The organism is Actinoplanes sp. NPDC051475 (assembly GCF_040689425.1).
GTDB lineage: Bacteria > Actinomycetota > Actinomycetes > Mycobacteriales > Micromonosporaceae > Actinoplanes.
Map to the genome: position 1 here is coordinate 345,505 of NZ_JBFAZZ010000002.1, position 18,911 is coordinate 364,415.

Consider the following 18,911-nt stretch of genomic DNA (forward strand, 5'->3'; position numbering starts at 1 on the left):
CGGGTGGCCGCCGCGCGACATCAGCAGTAAGTCGACTCCTTGCCGATCACCTTGTACGGGCAGTCCGCCACCTCGGCCAGCAGCAGCGCCGCCTCACGGTTACGGGACGTCTCCCGCGGGATCACGCTGCCGGGCGGGTAGAAGCCGCCGCCCGCCGAACTGGTCGGATACATCTCGAAGGTGAACGCGAAGATCTTCTGCGTACCCCACAGGTAGTCGAGCAGGTCGCCGTCGGTGATGTACAGGTCGCTGGACTGCTCCGGGGTGTAGCCGTTGGTCGCGGCCATCTGCCGGCCCAGCGTGGCGAACGTGTTGTACTGGTCGGCGGTCATGCCGGTGGTGGTGTTCGCAGTGGTGTAGCCGAACGGCCACAGCACCAGCTCCGAGTACGTGTGGAAGTCCATCGTGGCCTTGATCTGCTGGACACCGCCGACGACCCGGCTCAGCACGAAGTCACGGACGACCCGGGTCTCCGGGGCCGAGAACGCCGAGCTGCCCCGGTACGTCTCCGAGGACGGGCTGCCGGACGAGCCGCCGCAGCAGCCCCACTTGTAGCTGTAGTTGCGGTTCAGGTCGGTGCCGACGTACGAGGAACCGGTGTTGGGCTGGCGGTTCTTGCGCCACGAGCGGTAACTACCGGTGGCGATGTCGTACTCCGCGCCGTCCGGGTTGACCGACGGGATGATCCAGATCTCGCGGCTGTTCACGATGTTTCGGATCCGCGTGTCACTCGCGTAGTTGTCCGTGTAGAGATGCAGCAGGTAGACCGCCATCTCCACGGTGAGGTGCTCCCGCGCGTGGTGGTTGGCGTCGTAGAGAACCTCGGGCTCGCTCTCGTCCGTACCGACATTGTCCGAAATCTTGACGGCGACGATGTCGCGACCCTGGTACGTCTTCCCGAGCACCCGCTTGCTCGCGATGGCCGGATACTGCGCGACGATCGTGTTCACCTCGGAGACCATCTCCGAATAGTTGTGATAGGCGGCATCCCGCGACGGGAAGTCCCGTGTGGACACGCCGTCACCCGCGCCGGTGGCCTCGATCTTCTTGACCGTGAAGCCGAGCGCCCGCAGCGCCCGCACCTCCTGGCCGGTCGCAGTCACCTCGACAACAGCATGCTCCACCGCATCGATGGCGGCGCCGGTGCTGGCGATCGTGTTGCGCTGAGCGAGGGTACGAACGTCGTAGATCTCGTACTGTGCCGAACTGTCGGCGCGCAGCTCCGCGGTCGCGGGCTGAGCGGTGGCGGCGGATGCGGCGATCAGGGCAAGACCGGCGGTGGCGGCCGCGACCAAGCCGGTGACGCGTCGTCTCATGAACGACCTCCCGGGGGTCAGTGGGGGTTCGAACCCCGTCACTGCATCACCCGGAATCGACGTTTGGCAATGGAATGGACGCGCGGCGGCCATGCCAAAGTGCCCCCTACGTCGACATGATGACGTCAGGCAGTGCCGGTGCCGCCGTCGGTTTCGGTTTCGGCGGGGCGCTCTCCTGCCTCAGCGGCGGCCGGTGCGGCCGGTGCCGGGCCGACCTTTGCCGCCGGGCTGGACTTGGCCGCCGGGCTCGCCGTGGCCGCCGGGCTCGCCTTGGCCGGGCTGGATGCCGTGTCGGCCGTGATCGGGCCGGCCGTAGTACCCGCCGCGTCGGGCGCTGGGCCGGCGGCGGTCCCGGTCTTCACCGCGGCCGTCGCGGCGCCGGCCGTCGCGGCCGCAGATGCGGCGGCAGCCGTTGCGGCGGTGGAAGCCGCGCCCGTCGAGCCCGTGGAAGCGGCGCGGGCGCCGGTAGCTGCGGGTTCGGCGGCACGATCACCCGCGGCGGCCGCGGCCTCGTCACCGGCCAGGGCGGCCCGCAACCGCTCCTTCTCCGCGGCCCGCCGCTGCGCCACCGACCCGAGCTGGTCGGCCATCTCGTTGCGCCACTTGGCCAGCAGGAAGTAGGAGAAACCCGCCGAGGCGAGCAGCGCGATCATCGCCGTCACCAGGGGGTTCAGCGGCAGCGGCAGGAGCAGCACGAACACCACGACGAACAGCCCGAGGCGCCCGAGCGTGTACTTGACGGCGGGACTCATCACGAACTCCTGTCAGCCCGCCCGGTGGCTCAACCACCGGAGGCCGTAGAACCAGATCAGGCAGTAGACGACCGTGAGACCGAGCGCACCGACAGCGCCGCTCACGAGCGGGGGGAAGACCGGGGCGGCAAGCCCGGCGAGCGTCATGCCGGCGGCGACCCCGAAGCCGGATCCCAGGGCGGCAACCACGATCCGGTACGCCCCGTACCCGGCCGCCCGGAACTCCTCAGTAAACAACCACACCGGCAAGACGACGGCGATCCACCCGCTGGCCCCACCGAACTCCGAGGCGCGCACCAGGGACATGACGCCCTCGAAGAGCAGCAGGATGACGAGCCCGGCGAGCAGCCCGGCCAGCGCCACACCCATCAGGTCCTGAACGGTCGCCAACCGCCCGTCCGCATCCCGGCGCGGACGACGCGCACTCTGAGTCTCGGCCATGTCAACCACGAGGGTACGCCGCCCGCAACCAGCGATCGAAGCCCACACCCGCCCACGGCCGAAGCCCCACAATCCCCCCCAACACGGCCCGGCGCCCCGCCGGCCAGCCGTCGCGGAGCCGGCATCGTTCACCCGGCCGTCGCGGGGTACCGAACCGGACGCAAACGCGGCTGGGTGAGCAGGAGAAGGGGGAGATGCAAGCCGCACGGCAGGCAGCTGCCCTTCTCCGGGCCCGGCTGCCTCAGCGTCCGTCAGCGACGAGGTCCGGGCGTTCGCGTCGACACGGCCGCCCGCGAACGGCTCCCGGGCCGCCCGTGAGCGGCTCCTGCGTCAGGCCCAGACCTGCTGGGGTTCGCTGCGCCGCTCGGCCAGGGGGGTCGGCTTGTCGTACTCGCGGACCACCTCGTACCTGGTGTTGCGCTCGACCGGCTGGAAGCCCGCGTCCCAGATCAGGTCGAGGAGGTCGCCGCGGTGCATGGTGTTCGGGGTGCCGTACGAGTCGGCGTCGTGCGTGATCTTGTATTCGACCACCGAGCCGTCCAGGTCGTCGACGCCGAAGTTGAGGGAGAGCTGGGCGACCGACAGGCCGTGCATGACCCAGAAGCACTTCACGTGCGGCACGTTGTCGAACAGGAGCCGGGACACCGCGAAGGTCTTGAGGGACTCGGCCGGCGCCGCCATCGTCGTGCGGGACTGGATGCGGTTGCGGATCTTGCCGTCCGCCGAGTCGACGAAGTCGTGCTGGTAGCGCAACGGGATGAAGACCGCGAACCCGCCCGTCTCGTCCTGCAGCTCGCGGAGGCGCAGCACGTGGTCGACCCGGTGGCGCGGCTCCTCGATGTGGCCGTACAGCATGGTTGCCGGGGTCTTCATGCCCTTCTGGTGTGCCAGCCGGTGGATCCGCGACCAGTCCTCCCAGTGGCAGTTGTGATCGACGATGTGCTGGCGGACCTCCCAGTCGAAGATCTCCGCGCCGCCGCCGGTGAGCGACTCGAGGCCGGCGTCCATCAGCTCGTCGAGGATCTCGCTGGCGGGCAGGCCGCTGATCTTCTCGAACCACTGCACCTCGGTGGCCGTGAAGCACTTGAGCTTGATGTTGGGCAGCGCCGCCTTCAGCTCGCGCAGCACCTTGGGGTAGTAGCGCCAGGGCAGGGTCGGGTGCAGGCCGTTGACGATGTGCAGCTCGGTGAGCTGCTCGTCCTCCATCTCCTTGGCCTTGCGAACCGCCTCGTCGATGCGCATCGTGTACGCGTCCTTCTCGCCCGGCTTGCGCTGAAAGGAGCAGTACGCACAGCTGGCCGAGCAGACGTTCGTCAGGTTGAGGTGCCGGTTGACGTTGAACATCACCCGGTCGCCGTTCATCTCGGTGCGCTTGTGGTGCGCCAGCCGCCCCAGCCAGGCCAGGTCGTCGGAGTCGTAGAGGGCGATGCCGTCCTCGCGCGTCAGCCGCTCACCGGCGTAGACCTTCGCCTCGAGCTCGCGCTTCAGTCCGACGTCCATCTGGGCCCCTCTCACGTTCGCGGTGGGTCGAGCGTACGTCCTGCCTCTGACAGAAGTTCGCTCGTGTTCCCTGGAGGGCGGCGTAGCTCACGTAACCGGCTTACGATTCTCAGGGTCCTTTCAACTCGAATCAATCGACACCGGTACAGGTGTTGGGGTATGACCTTTATGGGGACGGCAACCGCCGGCTGGCAAGTGCTCGCGGACGGGGTACGCATGGCCAAGACGAGGCAGGATCGGGGCCGAACAGCGCTCCGAGTGCTGCCCTGGCGTCCGCTCGCCTGCTCAGCCGTGACCGCCGCCGCCATCGCCGCCCTGTTCAGCCCGCTGCCGGCCGCCGCGGTCCCGGCCGCCCCGCCGCCCGCGGCACCCGGAGCACCGCCCGTGCCCGGAGTGCCGGCCGCCCTGCCCGGAGCGCCAGGCGCCCTGCCCGGAGCGCCCGGTGCGCCAGGCGCGGTCCCGGACGCGGGTTCACGCCCCATCGCCATCGGCGCGATCACATTGCCGGGGCAGAAGCCCGGCACCCCGGCGACCACTCCCGCAGCCATCACGCCGGTCACCGGCCTGCCCACCAGCCCGCTGCTGAAGAAGGTCGAGGCCGGCCGCACGGCGATCGCGGCCAGGGGCGAGGAGCTCGCCAAGCTCGACGAGGATCTCAACCTCACCCGGACCCAGCTCACCACGGCCGATCAAAAGATCGTCCAAACCCAGTCGGCCGTGACGGCCGCGCAGCAGGAGGTCGAGGCTGCGGCTGCGACAGCGGTACGCAGTGCAGCGGCGCTCCCTCCGGGCACACTCGGATCCGGGCTGCACGACCTCGACTCCCTGGCTCGCCTGCAACGGGGCGAGTCCGCGACCGAGCAGGCCGCCGCCCGTCAGCTGACCATCGTGCAGGCGGGGCACACGGCCGCCGTCGCCGAGCAGCAGAGCCTGCGGACGAAGTTCGACCAGCTCTCCGCCGAACACACGAAGCAGAAGGCGGCGCTCGACAAGAAGGTCGCCGCCCAGCAGAAGTTCGAGCAGGAGCACGCCGCCGAGATCAGTACGGCGGACGCCGCCCAGGCGGCCCAGGACGCCCAGATCGGCGCGGACTACCTCGCGGGCGAGAACGCGGGCCGGGGCGCCGACCGCCGGGCCATCGCGGCCCTCAAGATCGCCCTGGCACAGCGCGGCGATCCGTACGTGTGGTCCGAAGAGGGCCCGGACATGTTCGACTGCTCGGGGCTGATCTGGTTCTCCTACCACCAGGACGCGGCCGGCGGGTTCCCGCTGACCCGGGTGTCGAAGGACCAGTACTACCAGACCCGCGGCAAGACGGTGGATCGCTATTCACTGCTCCCCGGCGACCTCCTCTTCTTCAGTTCGTCCGCCAGCTGGACCGGCATCCACCACGTAGCCATGTACGCCGGCAAGGGCATGATGGTCGAGGCCCCACGCACCGGCCTGAACGTGCGGCTCACCCCCGTACGCTGGACTCGGTTGTTCGCGGCGACCCGGATCTACGGCTCGGTGGAGGGGACGGTCGAGGGCCCGGCCCTGGGCGCGCCGGACCCGGAGACGCCGAGCAACCATTCCCCGACGCCGCGGCCGTCGAGCAAGCCGCCGACGAGCAAGCCGGGTACGCCGACCAGCCCGAAGCCGTCGTCCTCGAGCCCGAGCCCGAAGCCGTCCTCGTCGAGCCCGAGCCCCAAGCCGTCGTCGTCGAGCCCCAGCCCGAAGCCGTCGTCCTCCAGCCCGAGCCCGAAGCCGTCCTCGTCGAGCTCGAGCCCGTCGACGCCCGCCACCAGCGCGCCGCCCGCCGGCGGGCCGTCGCCGAGCAAGTCCCAGGGTCAGAGCAACTCGCCATCGAACTCCGCACCGACCTCCGGCTCGACGAAGAACCCGACGGCCTCGGCAACCTCGTCGAAGGCGCCCGCCACGTCGGCGTCCACCACCAAGCCCGCAGTGTCGGCATCGGCCTCGAAGTCAGCCGAGGCGAAACAATCCGGTAACGGCTGAGCTGAGACCGGATCTTGACACCGCAGACCGGTTGACGCCGGGTGCGCTCATGAGCGGTGATATGGCACGGTAGGACGAACGCCCGGCATTTCGGCTTGCCCGGCGTCCGGCAGTGACGTCGCTCGCGGGTGGCGGCGATCGGGAGGACCCATGGACGAGCAGCAGGCGAAACCGGACGGCGACGGCACGAAGCCGCCCGCTGCGCCGACGCCGGCGAACGGTTCCGGGCCGCAGAACGATCAGGGGTACGAGCTGCCACCACCGCCGGCCGCCGGTGCGCTGTGGGCATCGTCGGGACAGGCCGGCGCCGCCAGACCCGTATCGGGATCCGCCTCGGTGCCCAGCTCCGCACCGGTCTCCGGATCCGCGGCGGTCCGCAGTTCGGCCGCGCCGGTTTCCGGGTCTGCCTCCGTGCCCGTCTCCGGGTCGGCTTCCGTCCCCAGCTCCGCGCCCGTCTCCGGATCGGCCTCGGTGCCCAGCTCCGCGCCGGTCAGCGGCCCTTCCGGTCGTGCGGCCGGGTCCGCCGGTCGCTCGGCGTTCTTCCCGGACGGCGCCGAAAGCTCCGCGAAAGCGGGCGGCTCGGCGCGTCCGGTGTCGGTGCCGCCGAGTGCGAACGCCGCCCGGGCCACCGTCCCGGGTTCGGCCCAGATCAAGCCCGCCGACGATCGTTCCGCGACCCGGTCGGGCGGCGGGCAGGCCAAGGTTTACGGCACCCGCTCGATCGAGAAGCCGGAGCCGGAGGCCACCGAAACCCCCGAAGCTCCCCCGGCCGAGACCGCGCCGTCGAGCCCGAAGCCAGGGCCCGCGTCCGCCGAGCCGTCGTCCCCGGAGCCGGATCTGCCCGAGCCGTCGACCCCGGAGCCGCGGCCCGCGAAGCCCGAGCCGCCGAAGCCGACCCGGCCCGAGCCGGCACCGTTCCCGGCCCCCTCGCCGGCGCCGCCCGGCCCGGCTCCGGAGCCTTCCCCGGCTCCCGGCCCGTCGCCGACGCCTCCGGGCCCGGTACCGCCCGGCCCTGGGCCCAGCCCGATCCCGCCGGGTCCCGGACCCGATCCGGTCCCGCCCGGCCCGGGTCCGAACCCGATCCCGCCCGGACCCGGTCCCAGCCCGGTGCCCCCGGGCCCCGGACCGTCTCCCGTGCCGGGTCCGCCGCCGAGCCCGTTCCCGGCACCGCCGGCCTTCCCGGCGGCGAGCAGCCTGCCGTCCTACACGGTGCCGCCCGCCACCGGCCCGGTGAGCACACCACCGTCCGCCGCCGGCCACCCCGCTCCACCGGTCGCAAGCCGCTCCACCCCACCCGTCGCGGGCCATCCGGCACCGGCCAGCAACCACTCCACGCCACCGGTCGTCGCGGGCCATCCGGCACCGGCCACCAACCACTCCGCCCCACCGGCCTCATCGGCCACTCATGACTCGACCATGCCCTTCACCACGGCCGCCGCCGGTCATTCCGCGAGCCGGTCCGGCGCGGCTACGGCGAGCACCACCACTGGAAGCGACTCCACGATGCCCTTCACGTCAGCCGCGGCGAGCCCTTCCGGCTCGAGCGACTCGACCATGCCCTTCACGACGGCCGCAGCAAGCCAGGCCCCGAGTGACGCCACCATGCCCTTCATGACGGCCGCGGCCAGCCAGGCCCCGAGCGATGCCACCATGCCCTTCGCAGCGGGCGCCGGGCATGCCGCAGCGAGCGCCGGGCATGCCCCAGCGGCCGCCGCCGGGAGCGACGCGACCATGCCGTTCACCACGGCCGCCGCGAGCCAGGCCCCGAGCGACGCCACCATGCCGTTCGCTGCTCAGGGGTCGCCGCACGGGCACTCTCCCTTCGGGGTCGGTGCATCGGGCGGGGCTCGGCAACCGTTCGGCGGAACGATGTCCCCGGGGGGCGGCTCGTCGGGTCGGCCCTCGACATACGGGTCGGGTTTCGGACAGCCGGCCACCGTGCCGCAGCAGCGGGGCGAGGGGACGGTGTACGGCGGGTTGGCCGACTATGCGCCCGCCGACATGACGATGCCCGTGATGACCAATCCGATGGAGAACTCCGGCTCGCTGACCGGCCACATCCTGGCCCAGGGCTGGCGCGATGCCCCCGAGGCGCAGCGGCGCAGCAACGTCAAGGTGGTCGTCGCCATGCTGGTCGTGCTGGTCGTCCTGGTCGGCGTCAGCCTGCTGTTCCTCTTCACCGTCGGGGACGCGTTCAGCAACATGATCGGTGGAGTATTCAAGGATTAGCTTGTCGCTTTCGCCGTCCGCGCCTAAGCTGGCGAGGTTGCGCCCGAAGGGTGAGTCTGCCCACTACCGGTGCGGAATGCGGGCGGTGTCTGCGACGTTGCCCCGTACACTGATGGCAGTAATTGACCTGGCGTGCCCTCATGGTGCACGCCACGGGCGTTCTTGCGGGCAATTCAGCGGCAGGCACAAGGCAGCCGCGGCGGGCCATTCGCGAGCATGCGCCCCCGTAGAGAGGTTCTCTTGACCACTTTCGCTGATCCCAGCACGTTCCCGTCCGTCTTCGAAACCCCCTCCCCCGGCCAGGCCGACCCGACGACCGCAGACGTCGAGATCGTCGCCACCGCAGACGCGGAGGTCACCGCCGGCACAGAGCTCACCGCCGACGCCGAACTGACCGCCGACGCGGAGCTGGCCGCCGACGCGAACCTCACGGCCGAGACCGAGCTCACCGCAGACACAACGGTCACGGCCGGCACTGAGGCCACCGCTGTCGCAGCGGTCACCACTGACGCGGAGCTCACGACCGACGACGACGCGGAGCTCACGGCCGACGACGACGTCGCGATCGTCGAGGCCACCAAGTCCTTCGCCGACCTCGGTATCCCCGCCGAGCTCGTGCGCGTCCTCAGCCGCGAGGGCATCACCACCCCGTTCGAGATCCAGGCCGCGACGATGCCGGACGCCCTGAGCGGCCGGGACGTACTCGGTCGGGGCCAGACCGGCTCCGGCAAGACCCTGGCGTTCGGCCTGCCGCTGCTGACTCGCGTCGCCCAGGGCGGCCGCGCGCTGCCGCACCACCCCAAGGCCCTGATCCTGGTGCCGACCCGCGAGCTCGCGATGCAGGTCGCCGACGCGCTCATGCCGCTCGGCCGTTCCGTCGGCGTCTTCCTCAAGACCGCCGTCGGCGGTGTGCCGTACGACCGGCAGATGGACGCGCTGCGCCGCGGCGTCGAGGTCATCGTCGCGACCCCGGGCCGGCTGGGCGACCTGATCGAGCGGGGCGCCTGCAAGCTCGACAGCGTCGAGATCACCGTGCTGGACGAGGCCGACCAGATGGCCGACATGGGCTTCCTGCCCGAGGTCACCGAGCTGCTCGCCAAGACCCCGGCGGGCACTCAGCGCCTGCTCTTCTCGGCGACCCTCGACGGTGACGTCGACACGTTGGTCAAGCGGTTCATGACCGACCCGGTGACGCACTCGACGGCCCCGGCCGAGGCGAGCGTGTCCACGATGGACCACCACCTGCTGCTGATCCCGCCGCACGACAAGTTCCCGATCACCGCGTCGATCGCCAACCGCACGGGCAAGACGATCGTCTTCGCCCGTACGCAGATGGGCGTGGACCGGCTGGTCGAGCAGCTCGCCGCGGTCGGTGTCCGGGCCGGTGCGCTGCACGGTGGCAAGACCCAGCGGGTACGCACCCGCACGCTCGCCGAGTTCAAGGAAGGCCGTACGAACGTGCTGGTCGCCACGGACGTCGCGGCGCGTGGCATCCACGTCGACGGCATCTCGCTCGTCGTGCACGTGGACCCGCCGAAGGACCCGAAGGACTACCTGCACCGTGCCGGTCGTACGGCCCGGGCCGGCGAGTCCGGCGCGGTCGTGACGCTGGTCCTGCCGAAGCAGCGCCGCAGCACCCAGGCGATGATGCAGAAGGCGGGCGTCACGCCGGGCGAGTTCCGGGTACGTCTCGGCGACGAGACGCTGGCCGAGGTCACCGGTGCGCGCGAGCCCAGCGGCGTACCGGTGAAGGAAGAGCCGGAGCAGCGTCGCGAGCGGGGCGACCGTCCCCGTCGCTTCGGGGACCGCCCGCAGCGCGGTGGTTTCGACCGTCCGCGCGGCGAGCGCAGCTACGGCGACCGCCCGCGCGGCGACCGCGAGCGCTCGTTCGGCGGCGACCGCCCGCGCGGGGAGCAGCGCAGTTACGGAGACCGTCCCGCGAGCGACCGCCCTCGTGGCGACCGCAGCTACGGCGACCGGCCCACCGGCGAGCGCACGTTCGGCGGCGACCGTCCCCGCGGCGAGCACCGCAGTTACGGAGACCGTCCGGCAAGCGACCGCCCCCGCGGCGACCGCACCTACGGCGACCGGCCCACCGGCGACCGCCCCAGCGGCGACCGCACCTACGGTGACCGGCCCAGCGGCGATCGGTCGTTCGGTGACCGGCCGCGTGGCGAGCGCAGCTTCGGTGACCGTTCGTCCCGCACCTTCGGTGACCGTCCCGGTGGCTTCCGCCGGGAGACCGGCCGCAACGACCGGCGTGAGCCGGGCAACGGCCGCTCCCCGCAGGGTCGACCGGCGCACACGCACTGACCGCACCCGCTTCTTTCGAGGGCTCTCGGCTTCGGCCGGGGGCCCTCGTCCCGTTCCGGCCGGCCGAGTGCCGCACGGCAGCTGCGCACCGGTTCGGCCACCGGTACGCCGGGTACGGTGATGGCATGTCCGTTCTGCCTCGTTCGCTGTTCTGGGAGCGCCGGGACACCACCGGTGCCGAACACACGCTGGTCGACGCGCGCACGGGCCTGCACGCGCGTGGCACCGCGCTGGCGGTGCATCCCCTCGCCTACACCGCGCGGTACGAGATCCGGACCGATCCCTCCTGGGTCACCACGTCGGTCGAGGTGACGACCGAGGGCGAGGGCTGGAGCCGTACCCTGCGGATGGAAGCCGACGGCGGACGATGGCGGGCGACCACCGCCGAGCAGGGCGACCTGGACGCGGCGCTGGCCGCCGGTGGGCATGCCCGCGCCGGGCTGCCCGGCACAGAGGACCCGGACCTGCTGGTCGGGGCGTACGACGTCGACCTGACCGGCTCGCCGCTGACCAACACCCTGCCGATCCGCCGGCTGGGGCTGGACAAGGCCGAGCCGGGGGTGGCGCACCGGGTCAGCGTGGCGTGGGTGCTGCTGCCCAGCCTCGAGGTGGTGCAGGCGGACCAGATCTACACCGCGTTGGGCGACGGCCGGGTGCGCTTCGCCAACGAGACGTTCAGCGCCGACCTCACGGTCGACGATGATGGTTTCGTCGTCGACTATCCCGGTCTGGCCCAGCGCCGACCCTAGGCGCGGTCGCGGATCCAGGCGACGCAGGACCTGTCGACGGTCTTGAACGGCCGACCGAGCGCCTCTTGCGACGCGGGGTCCAGGTCGCGGTCCTCGCGCAGGTAGAGCCGGACGAACGTGAAGAGGGCGCGCTGGCCGTACTTCGTGGCGATGCAGTCCGCGGCGAAGTGGCCCAGGCCGTAGAACGCGTCGCCGTCCTCGCTGCGCGCGTCGGCGTCCAGGGATTTCACCGCGATGGAGGTGGGCCGCCGGCTGCCGTGCACCGCGTCGCGGACCGCTTGGCGGCGCCAGCTGGCGGTGGCCGGCTGCGGGTACCAGCCGATGTACTCGGCGATGCCTTCCTTGAGCCACATGTCGCCCGGACCGCCATAGGTACGCCGGTGCACGCCGCCGACCGTCACCACGTGACCGAGCTCGTGCTGGACCGTAGTGGCGAGGAACCGGCTGTCGTCCTCGAGCTCGGCCATGTTGAGCACCACGTCGGTGCCGGACTCGTGGAGCGGGAGCGCGTACCCGACGATCCACTTGTCGGTCATGCCGCCGTACCAGGTCTTCCACTGCTTGGCGCCAGCCAGGTAGATCCGGTAGCGCCCTTGCGGGTTGCCGACGAGGCCCGCGAATCGGTCGTTGACCGCGGCGGCCTGCTCGGCGATCGGCAGCATCCGCCGGAAGTACTTCTGCTCGCCGGGAACGGCCACCAGCGTGACGCGCTTGCCCTTGGCGGTGACCAGCTCGCTCGTCGCCCAGGGGGCCCGCTGCTCGTCCGGCGCGCTCTTCCTCGCGGTGAGCGAGGTGATGACCCAGCCGCCCTTGACCGTCTTCAGGTCGAGCTCCTGCGCCACGGTCGGGGGCCCTTCCGATTCGGCGCTCTTCTCCACCTGGCAGTGGTCGTCGGCGTAGCAGTACGCGACGTCCGCCCCCACGCTGAGGCGGCCGGAACCGTCCTTGGCCTGGCCCCGGACGTACGTCTTGTATTCGAAGTAGCTGACGCCGAGCCCGCGCAGCGACCGGTACATGGCGCGGTAGCGCGTCCTGAGCTTCGGCCGGCCCGGATCGACTGCGGCCAGCCAGGCCTTCTCGTCGCCGCGCAGCAGGGCCGCCGCCTGCGCCTTGAGGAGCGCGTTGACCTGCTCGAACGGTGTCAGCGGCAAGGCGCGGGCGGGTTGGCCCGCGGCCTCGGCCCGGCCGTCGAGCGGCTCCCGGTTGGCGACGTAGACGGCACCGGCGCCGACGGCCAGCGCGGCGACCAGGGCAAGCGCCCCGCCGACGAGCAGCCCCCGGCCCCGGCCCCGCGAAGGAGGCTCAACAAACGAAGGAGGCACAAAGAACGGCGGGGCGACGCTGCCCGAAAACCCCGCCGACTCGGAAGGATGCGGCATCCGCTGGGAAGGAACGAAGGACGAAGTGTGAGGAAAGGGCGTGGCGGGAGGAAAAGCGGGCGCAGCCGGCGGGCTGGTGACATCGTCGCCGTCGGGCACGGGCGCTCCTTGACGTGAATCCCTTTACCGGGCCCCATCCTCGCAGGTCGCGCTCCCGGGCGCTGCCCCGGATCCCGGCGGAGGCCAGACCCCGCCGGCGAGGAACCCATCGATGATGGCCAGCGGCGCCTCCAGCGACATCCCCTGTTCCGCCACCCAGGCGTCCGAATAGTAGGTGTCCGTGTACCGCTCACCGCCGTCGCAGATGAGGGTCACCACAGAGCCCGTACGGCCCTCCGCGAGCATTTCCGCGATGAGGCCGAAGGCGCCCCACAGGTTCGTACCGGTGGATCCGCCGACCTTGCGCCCCAGCACCTTGGAGCCCGCCCGCATGGCTGCCAGCGACGCCGCGTCGGGCACGGGAATCATCCGGTCCACGACCGCCGGCTGGAACGACGGCTCGACCCGGGGCCGCCCGATGCCTTCGATGCGCGAGCCGCGGCCGGTGCGGATTTCCCAGTCCTGCTTCTGGTACGCGGGCCAGAAGGCCGATCCCTCCGGGTCCACGACGCACAGCCGGGTCGGGAAGCGCCGGTAGCGGGCGTACCGGCCGATCGTGGCGCTGGTGCCGCCGGTGCCCGCGCCGACCACGATCCAGGCGGGCAGGGGGTGCCGTTCCAACGCCAGCTGAGCGTAGATCGACTCGGCGATGTTGTTGTTGCCGCGCCAGTCGGTGGCCCGCTCGGCGTGGGTGAACTGGTCCATGAAGTGGCCGCCAAGTTCTGCCGCGAGGGAGCGGGCGGCGCCGACCACGGCGGTCGGGTCGTCGACGAGGTGGCACTTGCCGCCCTGGAACTCGATCAGCGAGATCTTCTCGTGCGACGTGCTCGCCGGCATGACCGCGATGAACTCCAGGCCGAGCATCCGGGCGAAGTACGCCTCGCTCACCGCTGTCGAGCCCGAGGAGGCCTCCACCACAGGGGTGTGCGGGCCGATCCAGCCGTTGCACAGGGCGTACAGGAAAAGGGATCTTGCCAGTCGGTGCTTGAGCGAGCCGGTGGGGTGGGAGGACTCGTCCTTGAGATAGAGGTCGACGCCCCAGGAGGCGGGCAGCGGGAACGGCAGGAGGTGGGTGTCCGCCGAGCGGTTCGCGTCGGCCTCCACCAGGGCGATCGCGTCGCTCGCCCAATCCCGTTTCGCCGGGTCACAGCGGTCGAGATGCAGCATGGTTCAACCTACCGCCGGGTCACGGCCCGGCTGGGGCCGGTTCTCCCACTTCGTCGACAACGCGATGGCGGTTCGGGTGGATGCGACCCCGGGTGTCCGGTTGATCCGCACGATGAGTTGCTCCAGCTCGGCGATGGTGCCGACCCGGACGGTCAACTGGTACGACTCCACGCCGGCCATGAAGTAGCAGGACTCGATCTCGGGCATGACGCGCAGGGCGGCGAGCACGTCGTCGGTGTCGGCGCCGGAGTCCTCGATGATGCCGATCAGCGCCGTGACGCCCAGCCCGATCGCCTCGGGCTCGACCTCGGCCCGGTACGCCCGCACCGTCCCGGCCGCCTCCAGCTTGCCGACTCGCTCGTGCACGGCGGGCGCGGAGAGGCCCACCTGGCGCGCCAGTTCGGCGTACGAGGAGCGGGCGTTGTCCCGCAACAGGTCGATCAGGCGCAGGTCGATGGCGTCCATGGCTTCAGAGGTTAGTGCGACCCGTCCGGGTACTTCACGCCCGGTAGCGAGCTACGGCCCGGAGACCGAGCCAGGATAATGGTCAACGTCGCAATCAGGGCTTTTTCCGCATTTCAGCGACTTGCTGTTTTTCCCGATGCTCTAATGGCTGTACGTCCCGATCGAGCACGCCGAACACGCACCGTGACCACCGGCGCTCCACAACGACGCAGGGAGAGGGCCGTGGACACAGGAGATCGACTGCTGACGCCAGGGGAGGTTGCCGCGCTGTTCCGGGTCGACCCCAAGACCGTTACGCGATGGGCGGCCGCCGGACGCATCGGCAGCATCCGGACTCCGGGTGGCCACCGCCGGTTCCGCGAATCGGAAGTGCGGGCGCTGCTCGAGGGCGACGGCGTGGTCGAGGAGATGCGCGAGGACGACGCGGCCAACCGGCCACGCAACGCCGGCCCCGCGAACCCCGGACCGAGCTACGGCCCACCCAACGGGCTTCGCTGACCTTTACGGTCGCTGACCGCCGCCCAGCTCGCCGCGCCAGCGGGTGAAGAGCTGGTGCGGCACAGCAAGGGCGTCGAGCACCTTGCCCGCCACGAAGTCGACCAGCTGCTCGGCGGTGGCGTCCGCGCCGGCGCCGTAGAAGCCCGGTGAGGCCGGGAGGACCACGGCACCCGCGTCGTGCAAGGCGATGAGGTGCTCCAGGTGGCTACGGGTCACCGGGGTCTCCCGCGGCACGACGACCGTACGCCGGCGCTCCTTGAGGTTGACCTCCGCGGCCCGCTGCAGCAGGTCCTTGGAGAGGCCGATCGCGATGCCCGCGCAGGCCGCCGTGCTGGCCGGCACGACCGCCATTCCCTTCGCCGGGTACGAGCCGCTGCTCGGCCCGGCGGCCAGGTCGCCGGCGGCCCAGTAGACGAGGTCCGCCCCGCCGAGGTCCCGCCCGAGCCAGGCGGCCACGTCGTCCTTCCAGTGCGCGTCCCGGATGCTCGCCCCGGTCTCGTCGAGCAGGGTGAGCCGGGCGGCACGGGAGATCACCAGGTCCACGGCCTCGCCGGCGTCCAGCAGGGCGCCGATCACGGCCCTGGCATAGGGCGTGCCGGAGGCGCCCGAGACGCCGACGATCCACGGAGTCCGCATCGCTCAAGAATGCAGCACGAGATCGAGCACGGCGAAGACGAACAGGGCTATTCCGACGAAGCCGTTGGCGGTGAAGAACGCCCGGTTGACCTTCGACAGGTCGTTCGGCGTCACGACGACGTGCTGGTAGGCGAACGCCACCGCGGTCATCGCGAGCCCGACCCACCAGAGCCGGCCGAGGCCGACGAGCTGGCCGAACCACACGAACAGCGCGAACGTCACCACGTGGGTGGCCGTCGAGATGTGCAGGGCGGTGCGGACCCCGAAGCGGGCCGGCGTGGAGTGCACCCCGATCCGCCGGTCGACCTCGACGTCCTGGCAGGCGTAGATGATGTCGAAGCCGCCGATCCAGAGGCCGACCGCGACGCCGAGCACCCAGGCCGGGCCGGAACCGGCGAACGTTGCGGTGATCGCGAGCCACGCCCCGACCGGCGCCACCGCCTGCGCCAGCGCCAGGACGTAGTGGGGGAAGTTCGTGAAGCGCTTCGCGTACGGGTAGACGATCAGCGGGATCACCGCGAGCGGCGACAGCACCAGGCACAGCGGATTGAGCAGAGCCGCGGCGGCGAAGAGCACGACGAGCGAGACGGCCGCGCCGGTCCAGGCCGTTCGCACGCTCACGGCGCCGGTGACGAGCTCCCGGTTCTGCGTACGCGGGTTCTGCGCGTCGATCTTGCGGTCGAGGATGCGGTTGGCGGCCATGGCGAACGTACGGCCGGACACCATCGCGATCGTGACGAGCAGCAGGTCCAGCCAGTGCACGCCGGTGCCCTCGCGGTCCATCGCAACCAGCGCCGACAGGTACGCGAAGGGCAGCGCGAAGACCGAGTGCTCGATGGCGACGAGCCGCAGGAACGCCTTGATCCGGCCCGGTCGTTCCGGTGCGGACGCCACCGCCGTCATATGCCGTATTCCTTCCACCGCTTGTCCACCAGGGCGACCACCTCGGACGACATGGTCATCTCTTCCGGCCAGCCGCGGGTGTAGCCCTCGGCGGGCAGCTTACGGGTGGCGTCGAGGCCCGCCTTACCGCCCCAGAACTGCTGGTAAGAGGCGTGGTCCAGGTGGTCCACCGGGCCCTGGGTGACCAGCAGGTCGCGGTCGTAGTCGACGTTGCCGAACGCCCGGAACGCGACCTCGTGGTAGTCGTGCACGTCGCAGTCCTCGTCCACCACCACGATGAGCTTCGAGAGCGACATCAGGTGCGCCCCCCAGATCGCGTTCATGACCTTCTGCGCGTGCTTCGGGTAGCGCTTGCGGATCGAGACGATGACGCAGTTGTGGAAGACGCCGGCGGCCGGCATGTCGTAGTCGACGATGTCCGGGATCATCATCCGCAGCAGCGGCAGGAAGATGCGTTCGGTGGCCTTGCCCAGGCCGTGGTCCTCCTGCGGCGGCTTCGACGTGACGATCGAGTGGTAGATCGGCTGCTTCCGCATGGTCATGCACTCGATGTGCAGCACCGGGAAAGGCTCGACGGGAGTGTAAAAGCCGGTGTGGTCGCCGAAAGGGCCCTCCGGGGCGCGCTCCCCAGGCTCGAGATAGCCCTCCAGGACGATCTGCGCCTGGGCCGGGACCTGCAACGGCACGGTCATGCAGTCGACCATCTCGACCCGCTCGCCGCGCAGGAAGCCCGCGAACAGGTATTCGTCGATGTCGCTGGGGAGCGGCGCGCTGGCCGCATAGCTCACCACCGGATCGCAGCCGATCGCGACGGCCACGGGAAGCCGCTCGCCCCGGCGCTCGGCGATCGCGTGGTGGGCGGTCGAGTCCTTGTGGATCTGCCAGTGCATGCCGAGCGTGTTCCGAGAATGCTGCTGAAGGCGGTACAGCCCAAGGTTGCGCTTGCCCGTCTCCGGGTGCTTCGTGTGGGTCAGCCCATAGTTGTGGAAGACGCCGCCGTCGCCGGGCCACACCCGCAGGCCCGGCAGCCGGCCCAGGTCGACCTCGTCGCCCTTGAGCACGACCTCCTGACAGGGCGCCGTCTTGACCTTCTTCGGGGGCACGGACTTCAGCTGCAGCACCTTGCCCAGGCCCTCGCGGATGCCCGACCAGCCGACCGGCAGCTCCGGCTTGATGAGCGCGCCGATCCGGTCGCCCACCTCGTCCAGCGTGTCGACGCCCAGGGCCATCGCCATGCGCTTCTCCGTGCCGAAGAGGTTGACGACGATCGGCATCTCGCCGCGGGTGGGCCGCTCGAAGAGCAGAGCCGGGCCACCGGCCCGGACCGTCCGCGTCACGATCTCGCTGATCTCCAGGCTGGGATCCACCGGCACGCGCACCCGGCGCAGCTCACCGGCTGCCTCCAGGGCCGAGATGAAGCTCTGCAGATCGTGGTACGGGAAGCCCTTCGCAGCCATGCCCCCAGTCTGTCACCCGTCACTAGGTGATCTCGTCCGGCGTTGATTCATCGGATCGGTACGGGTCTTCTCGGGGGGCGGGTGGCGGCGTGAGGTTCCGGGTCGTGGCGCGGTGGTGCGCCCTGGCAGGCCTGGTCAGCGGGCTGGCGATGGCCGGCCCCGCGGCATCGCACGGCGGCGGCCGACTGCCGGTGTGTGAGCACGGCAACTCCTCGACACGGCCGCCCACCGGCCCGGCGAGCCGCAAGACCCCGGGCGCGTGCCAGGCCGCCGCCCGGGTGCTCGAGTCGGGCGTACGCATGGATCAGGTACGCGGGCGCAGCACCCCGAGCGGCTACCACCACCTCGGCGCCGGCACGGGCGGCGAGTGGAGCGGCGTCTTCGGGCGAATCTCAGTCGTGGACGGGGCGGTCCGGCGCAACACGTACGACTTCGTCGCGAGCCGGTTCATGGTCAAGCGCGACATGGGCGGCGGCAGTATCGCCTGGCTCGAGGCGGGCTGGGCCGAGACGGGCTGGGCCGGGCAGGGCCGCCAGCACATCTACACGTTCAACACCAACACGCAGGCCTGGCAGTTCTACGACCAGTACCGGCTGAAGCCCGGCGACCGCCTCTGGCTGGATCTGCACACCGACGCGGACAACGTCTGGCAGGCCTGGCTCTGGTGGGACAACCGCTGGAACCTGCTGACCGCCCAGAAGCTGCCGATCGGCTCCAGCGCGTACGTCGAGCAGTACGTCGAGGTCCACGTCGACGCCGGCCGCCCGGCCCAGCTGCGGGTGCCGCCGGTGACCGTGGACAACGTCCAGCTCCGGCCGCCGGGCGGGGGCGCGGGCCAGTACTGGCGCGAGGACGTCGCGACGCTGACGAGCGACCCGTCCCAGCAGCGCGCGGGCGGCTTCTGCCTCGACTGGATCACGCACTGGGACACCTGGACGGCGGGCGACTGCCCCGGCGGCGGCACGGGTGGCGGCACCGGCCGGCCGCTGCGCAGACCCCGGCCCTGACG

At 71.1% G+C, this 18,911-nt stretch carries 18 protein-coding genes and 1 pseudogene; 6 read left to right on the top strand and 13 right to left on the bottom strand.

What is annotated here, in order from left to right:
* Positions 1-23: 23 nt before the first annotated feature.
* The 4 genes and pseudogenes from AB0368_RS06085 to mqnE form a co-directional block, all read right to left on the bottom strand.
* A pseudogene (locus tag AB0368_RS06085) lies at positions 24-1,316 on the bottom strand (M14 family metallopeptidase); the annotation flags it as partial.
* Between the two features lie 125 nt (positions 1,317-1,441).
* Positions 1,442-2,068, bottom strand: coding sequence for a DUF4229 domain-containing protein (locus AB0368_RS06090; RefSeq protein ID WP_366152672.1), 627 nt, complete (start codon positions 2,066-2,068; stop codon positions 1,442-1,444).
* A 12-nt stretch (positions 2,069-2,080) separates the two neighbouring features.
* Entirely contained in the window at positions 2,081-2,509 is a 429-nt protein-coding gene (locus AB0368_RS06095) for a hypothetical protein (RefSeq protein WP_366152673.1), read from the bottom strand.
* Positions 2,510-2,839: 330 nt separating this feature from the next.
* Positions 2,840-4,009, bottom strand: a complete 1,170-nt coding sequence (gene mqnE, locus AB0368_RS06100) for an aminofutalosine synthase MqnE (protein WP_366152674.1) — start codon at positions 4,007-4,009, stop codon at positions 2,840-2,842.
* A 291-nt stretch (positions 4,010-4,300) separates the two neighbouring features.
* Here mqnE and AB0368_RS06105 point away from each other — a divergent pair, with 291 nt between their 5' ends.
* Complete coding sequence (locus AB0368_RS06105) at positions 4,301-6,007, top strand: NlpC/P60 family protein (RefSeq protein ID WP_366152675.1); 1,707 nt, start codon at positions 4,301-4,303, stop codon at positions 6,005-6,007.
* Between the two features lie 239 nt (positions 6,008-6,246).
* Here the strand turns inward: AB0368_RS06105 and AB0368_RS06110 are convergent, their stop codons facing one another.
* From AB0368_RS06110 to AB0368_RS06120, 3 genes are all read right to left on the bottom strand, one after another.
* Positions 6,247-6,660, bottom strand: coding sequence for a hypothetical protein (locus AB0368_RS06110; RefSeq protein WP_366152676.1), 414 nt, complete (start codon positions 6,658-6,660; stop codon positions 6,247-6,249).
* Positions 6,661-7,209: 549 nt separating this feature from the next.
* A complete protein-coding gene (locus AB0368_RS06115; protein ID WP_366152677.1) occupies positions 7,210-7,410 on the bottom strand; it encodes a hypothetical protein in 201 nt (66 codons plus the stop codon).
* Positions 7,411-7,449: 39 nt separating this feature from the next.
* On the bottom strand, positions 7,450-7,788 hold the full coding sequence (locus AB0368_RS06120) for a hypothetical protein (protein WP_366152678.1): 339 nt from the start codon (positions 7,786-7,788) through the stop codon (positions 7,450-7,452).
* 157 nt (positions 7,789-7,945) lie between these two features.
* On the opposite strand from AB0368_RS06120, the gene AB0368_RS06125 reads away from it, so the two are divergent.
* The 3 genes from AB0368_RS06125 to AB0368_RS06135 all read left to right on the top strand — a co-directional run bounded on the left by AB0368_RS06125 (position 7,946) and on the right by AB0368_RS06135 (position 11,298).
* A complete protein-coding gene (locus AB0368_RS06125; RefSeq protein ID WP_366152679.1) occupies positions 7,946-8,236 on the top strand; it encodes a hypothetical protein in 291 nt (96 codons plus the stop codon).
* Between the two features lie 240 nt (positions 8,237-8,476).
* Positions 8,477-10,549 carry a DEAD/DEAH box helicase gene (locus AB0368_RS06130; RefSeq protein WP_366152680.1) on the top strand — a complete coding sequence of 691 codons (2,073 nt, stop codon included), beginning with the start codon at positions 8,477-8,479 and terminating at the stop codon, positions 10,547-10,549.
* Between the two features lie 125 nt (positions 10,550-10,674).
* Entirely contained in the window at positions 10,675-11,298 is a 624-nt protein-coding gene (locus AB0368_RS06135; protein WP_366152681.1) for a putative glycolipid-binding domain-containing protein, read from the top strand.
* On the opposite strand, the gene AB0368_RS06140 is transcribed toward AB0368_RS06135, so the two are convergent.
* The 3 genes from AB0368_RS06140 to AB0368_RS06150 all read right to left on the bottom strand — a co-directional run bounded on the left by AB0368_RS06140 (position 11,295) and on the right by AB0368_RS06150 (position 14,408).
* Positions 11,295-12,677, bottom strand: coding sequence for a hypothetical protein (locus AB0368_RS06140; RefSeq protein WP_366152682.1), 1,383 nt, complete (start codon positions 12,675-12,677; stop codon positions 11,295-11,297). The two genes, AB0368_RS06135 and AB0368_RS06140, sit on opposite strands and share 4 nt — an antisense overlap.
* A gap of 123 nt (positions 12,678-12,800) precedes the next feature.
* A complete protein-coding gene (locus tag AB0368_RS06145) occupies positions 12,801-13,943 on the bottom strand; it encodes a PLP-dependent cysteine synthase family protein (RefSeq protein WP_366152683.1) in 1,143 nt (380 codons plus the stop codon).
* A gap of 3 nt (positions 13,944-13,946) precedes the next feature.
* Positions 13,947-14,408 (bottom strand): Lrp/AsnC family transcriptional regulator, encoded by a 462-nt coding sequence (locus AB0368_RS06150; RefSeq protein ID WP_364703463.1) that lies wholly within the window; start codon positions 14,406-14,408, stop codon positions 13,947-13,949.
* 222 nt (positions 14,409-14,630) lie between these two features.
* On the opposite strand from AB0368_RS06150, the gene AB0368_RS06155 reads away from it, so the two are divergent.
* On the top strand, positions 14,631-14,906 hold the full coding sequence (locus AB0368_RS06155) for a BldC family transcriptional regulator (RefSeq protein ID WP_106127009.1): 276 nt from the start codon (positions 14,631-14,633) through the stop codon (positions 14,904-14,906).
* Between the two features lie 3 nt (positions 14,907-14,909).
* Here the strand turns inward: AB0368_RS06155 and AB0368_RS06160 are convergent, their stop codons facing one another.
* Genes AB0368_RS06160 through AB0368_RS06170 form a run of 3 tightly spaced genes read right to left on the bottom strand, consistent with a single transcriptional unit; the run spans position 14,910 to position 17,902 of the window.
* Positions 14,910-15,542 (bottom strand): UbiX family flavin prenyltransferase, encoded by a 633-nt coding sequence (locus AB0368_RS06160; protein ID WP_366152684.1) that lies wholly within the window; start codon positions 15,540-15,542, stop codon positions 14,910-14,912.
* Positions 15,543-15,545: 3 nt separating this feature from the next.
* Entirely contained in the window at positions 15,546-16,445 is a 900-nt protein-coding gene (gene mqnP / locus AB0368_RS06165) for a menaquinone biosynthesis prenyltransferase MqnP (protein ID WP_366152685.1), read from the bottom strand.
* Entirely contained in the window at positions 16,442-17,902 is a 1,461-nt protein-coding gene (locus AB0368_RS06170) for a menaquinone biosynthesis decarboxylase (RefSeq protein ID WP_366152686.1), read from the bottom strand. The genes mqnP and AB0368_RS06170 overlap by 4 nt, the downstream gene beginning before the upstream one ends.
* Before the next feature lie 89 nt (positions 17,903-17,991).
* Here AB0368_RS06170 and AB0368_RS06175 point away from each other — a divergent pair, with 89 nt between their 5' ends.
* A complete protein-coding gene (locus AB0368_RS06175; protein WP_366152687.1) occupies positions 17,992-18,909 on the top strand; it encodes a hypothetical protein in 918 nt (305 codons plus the stop codon).
* Positions 18,910-18,911: the final 2 nt, after the last annotated feature.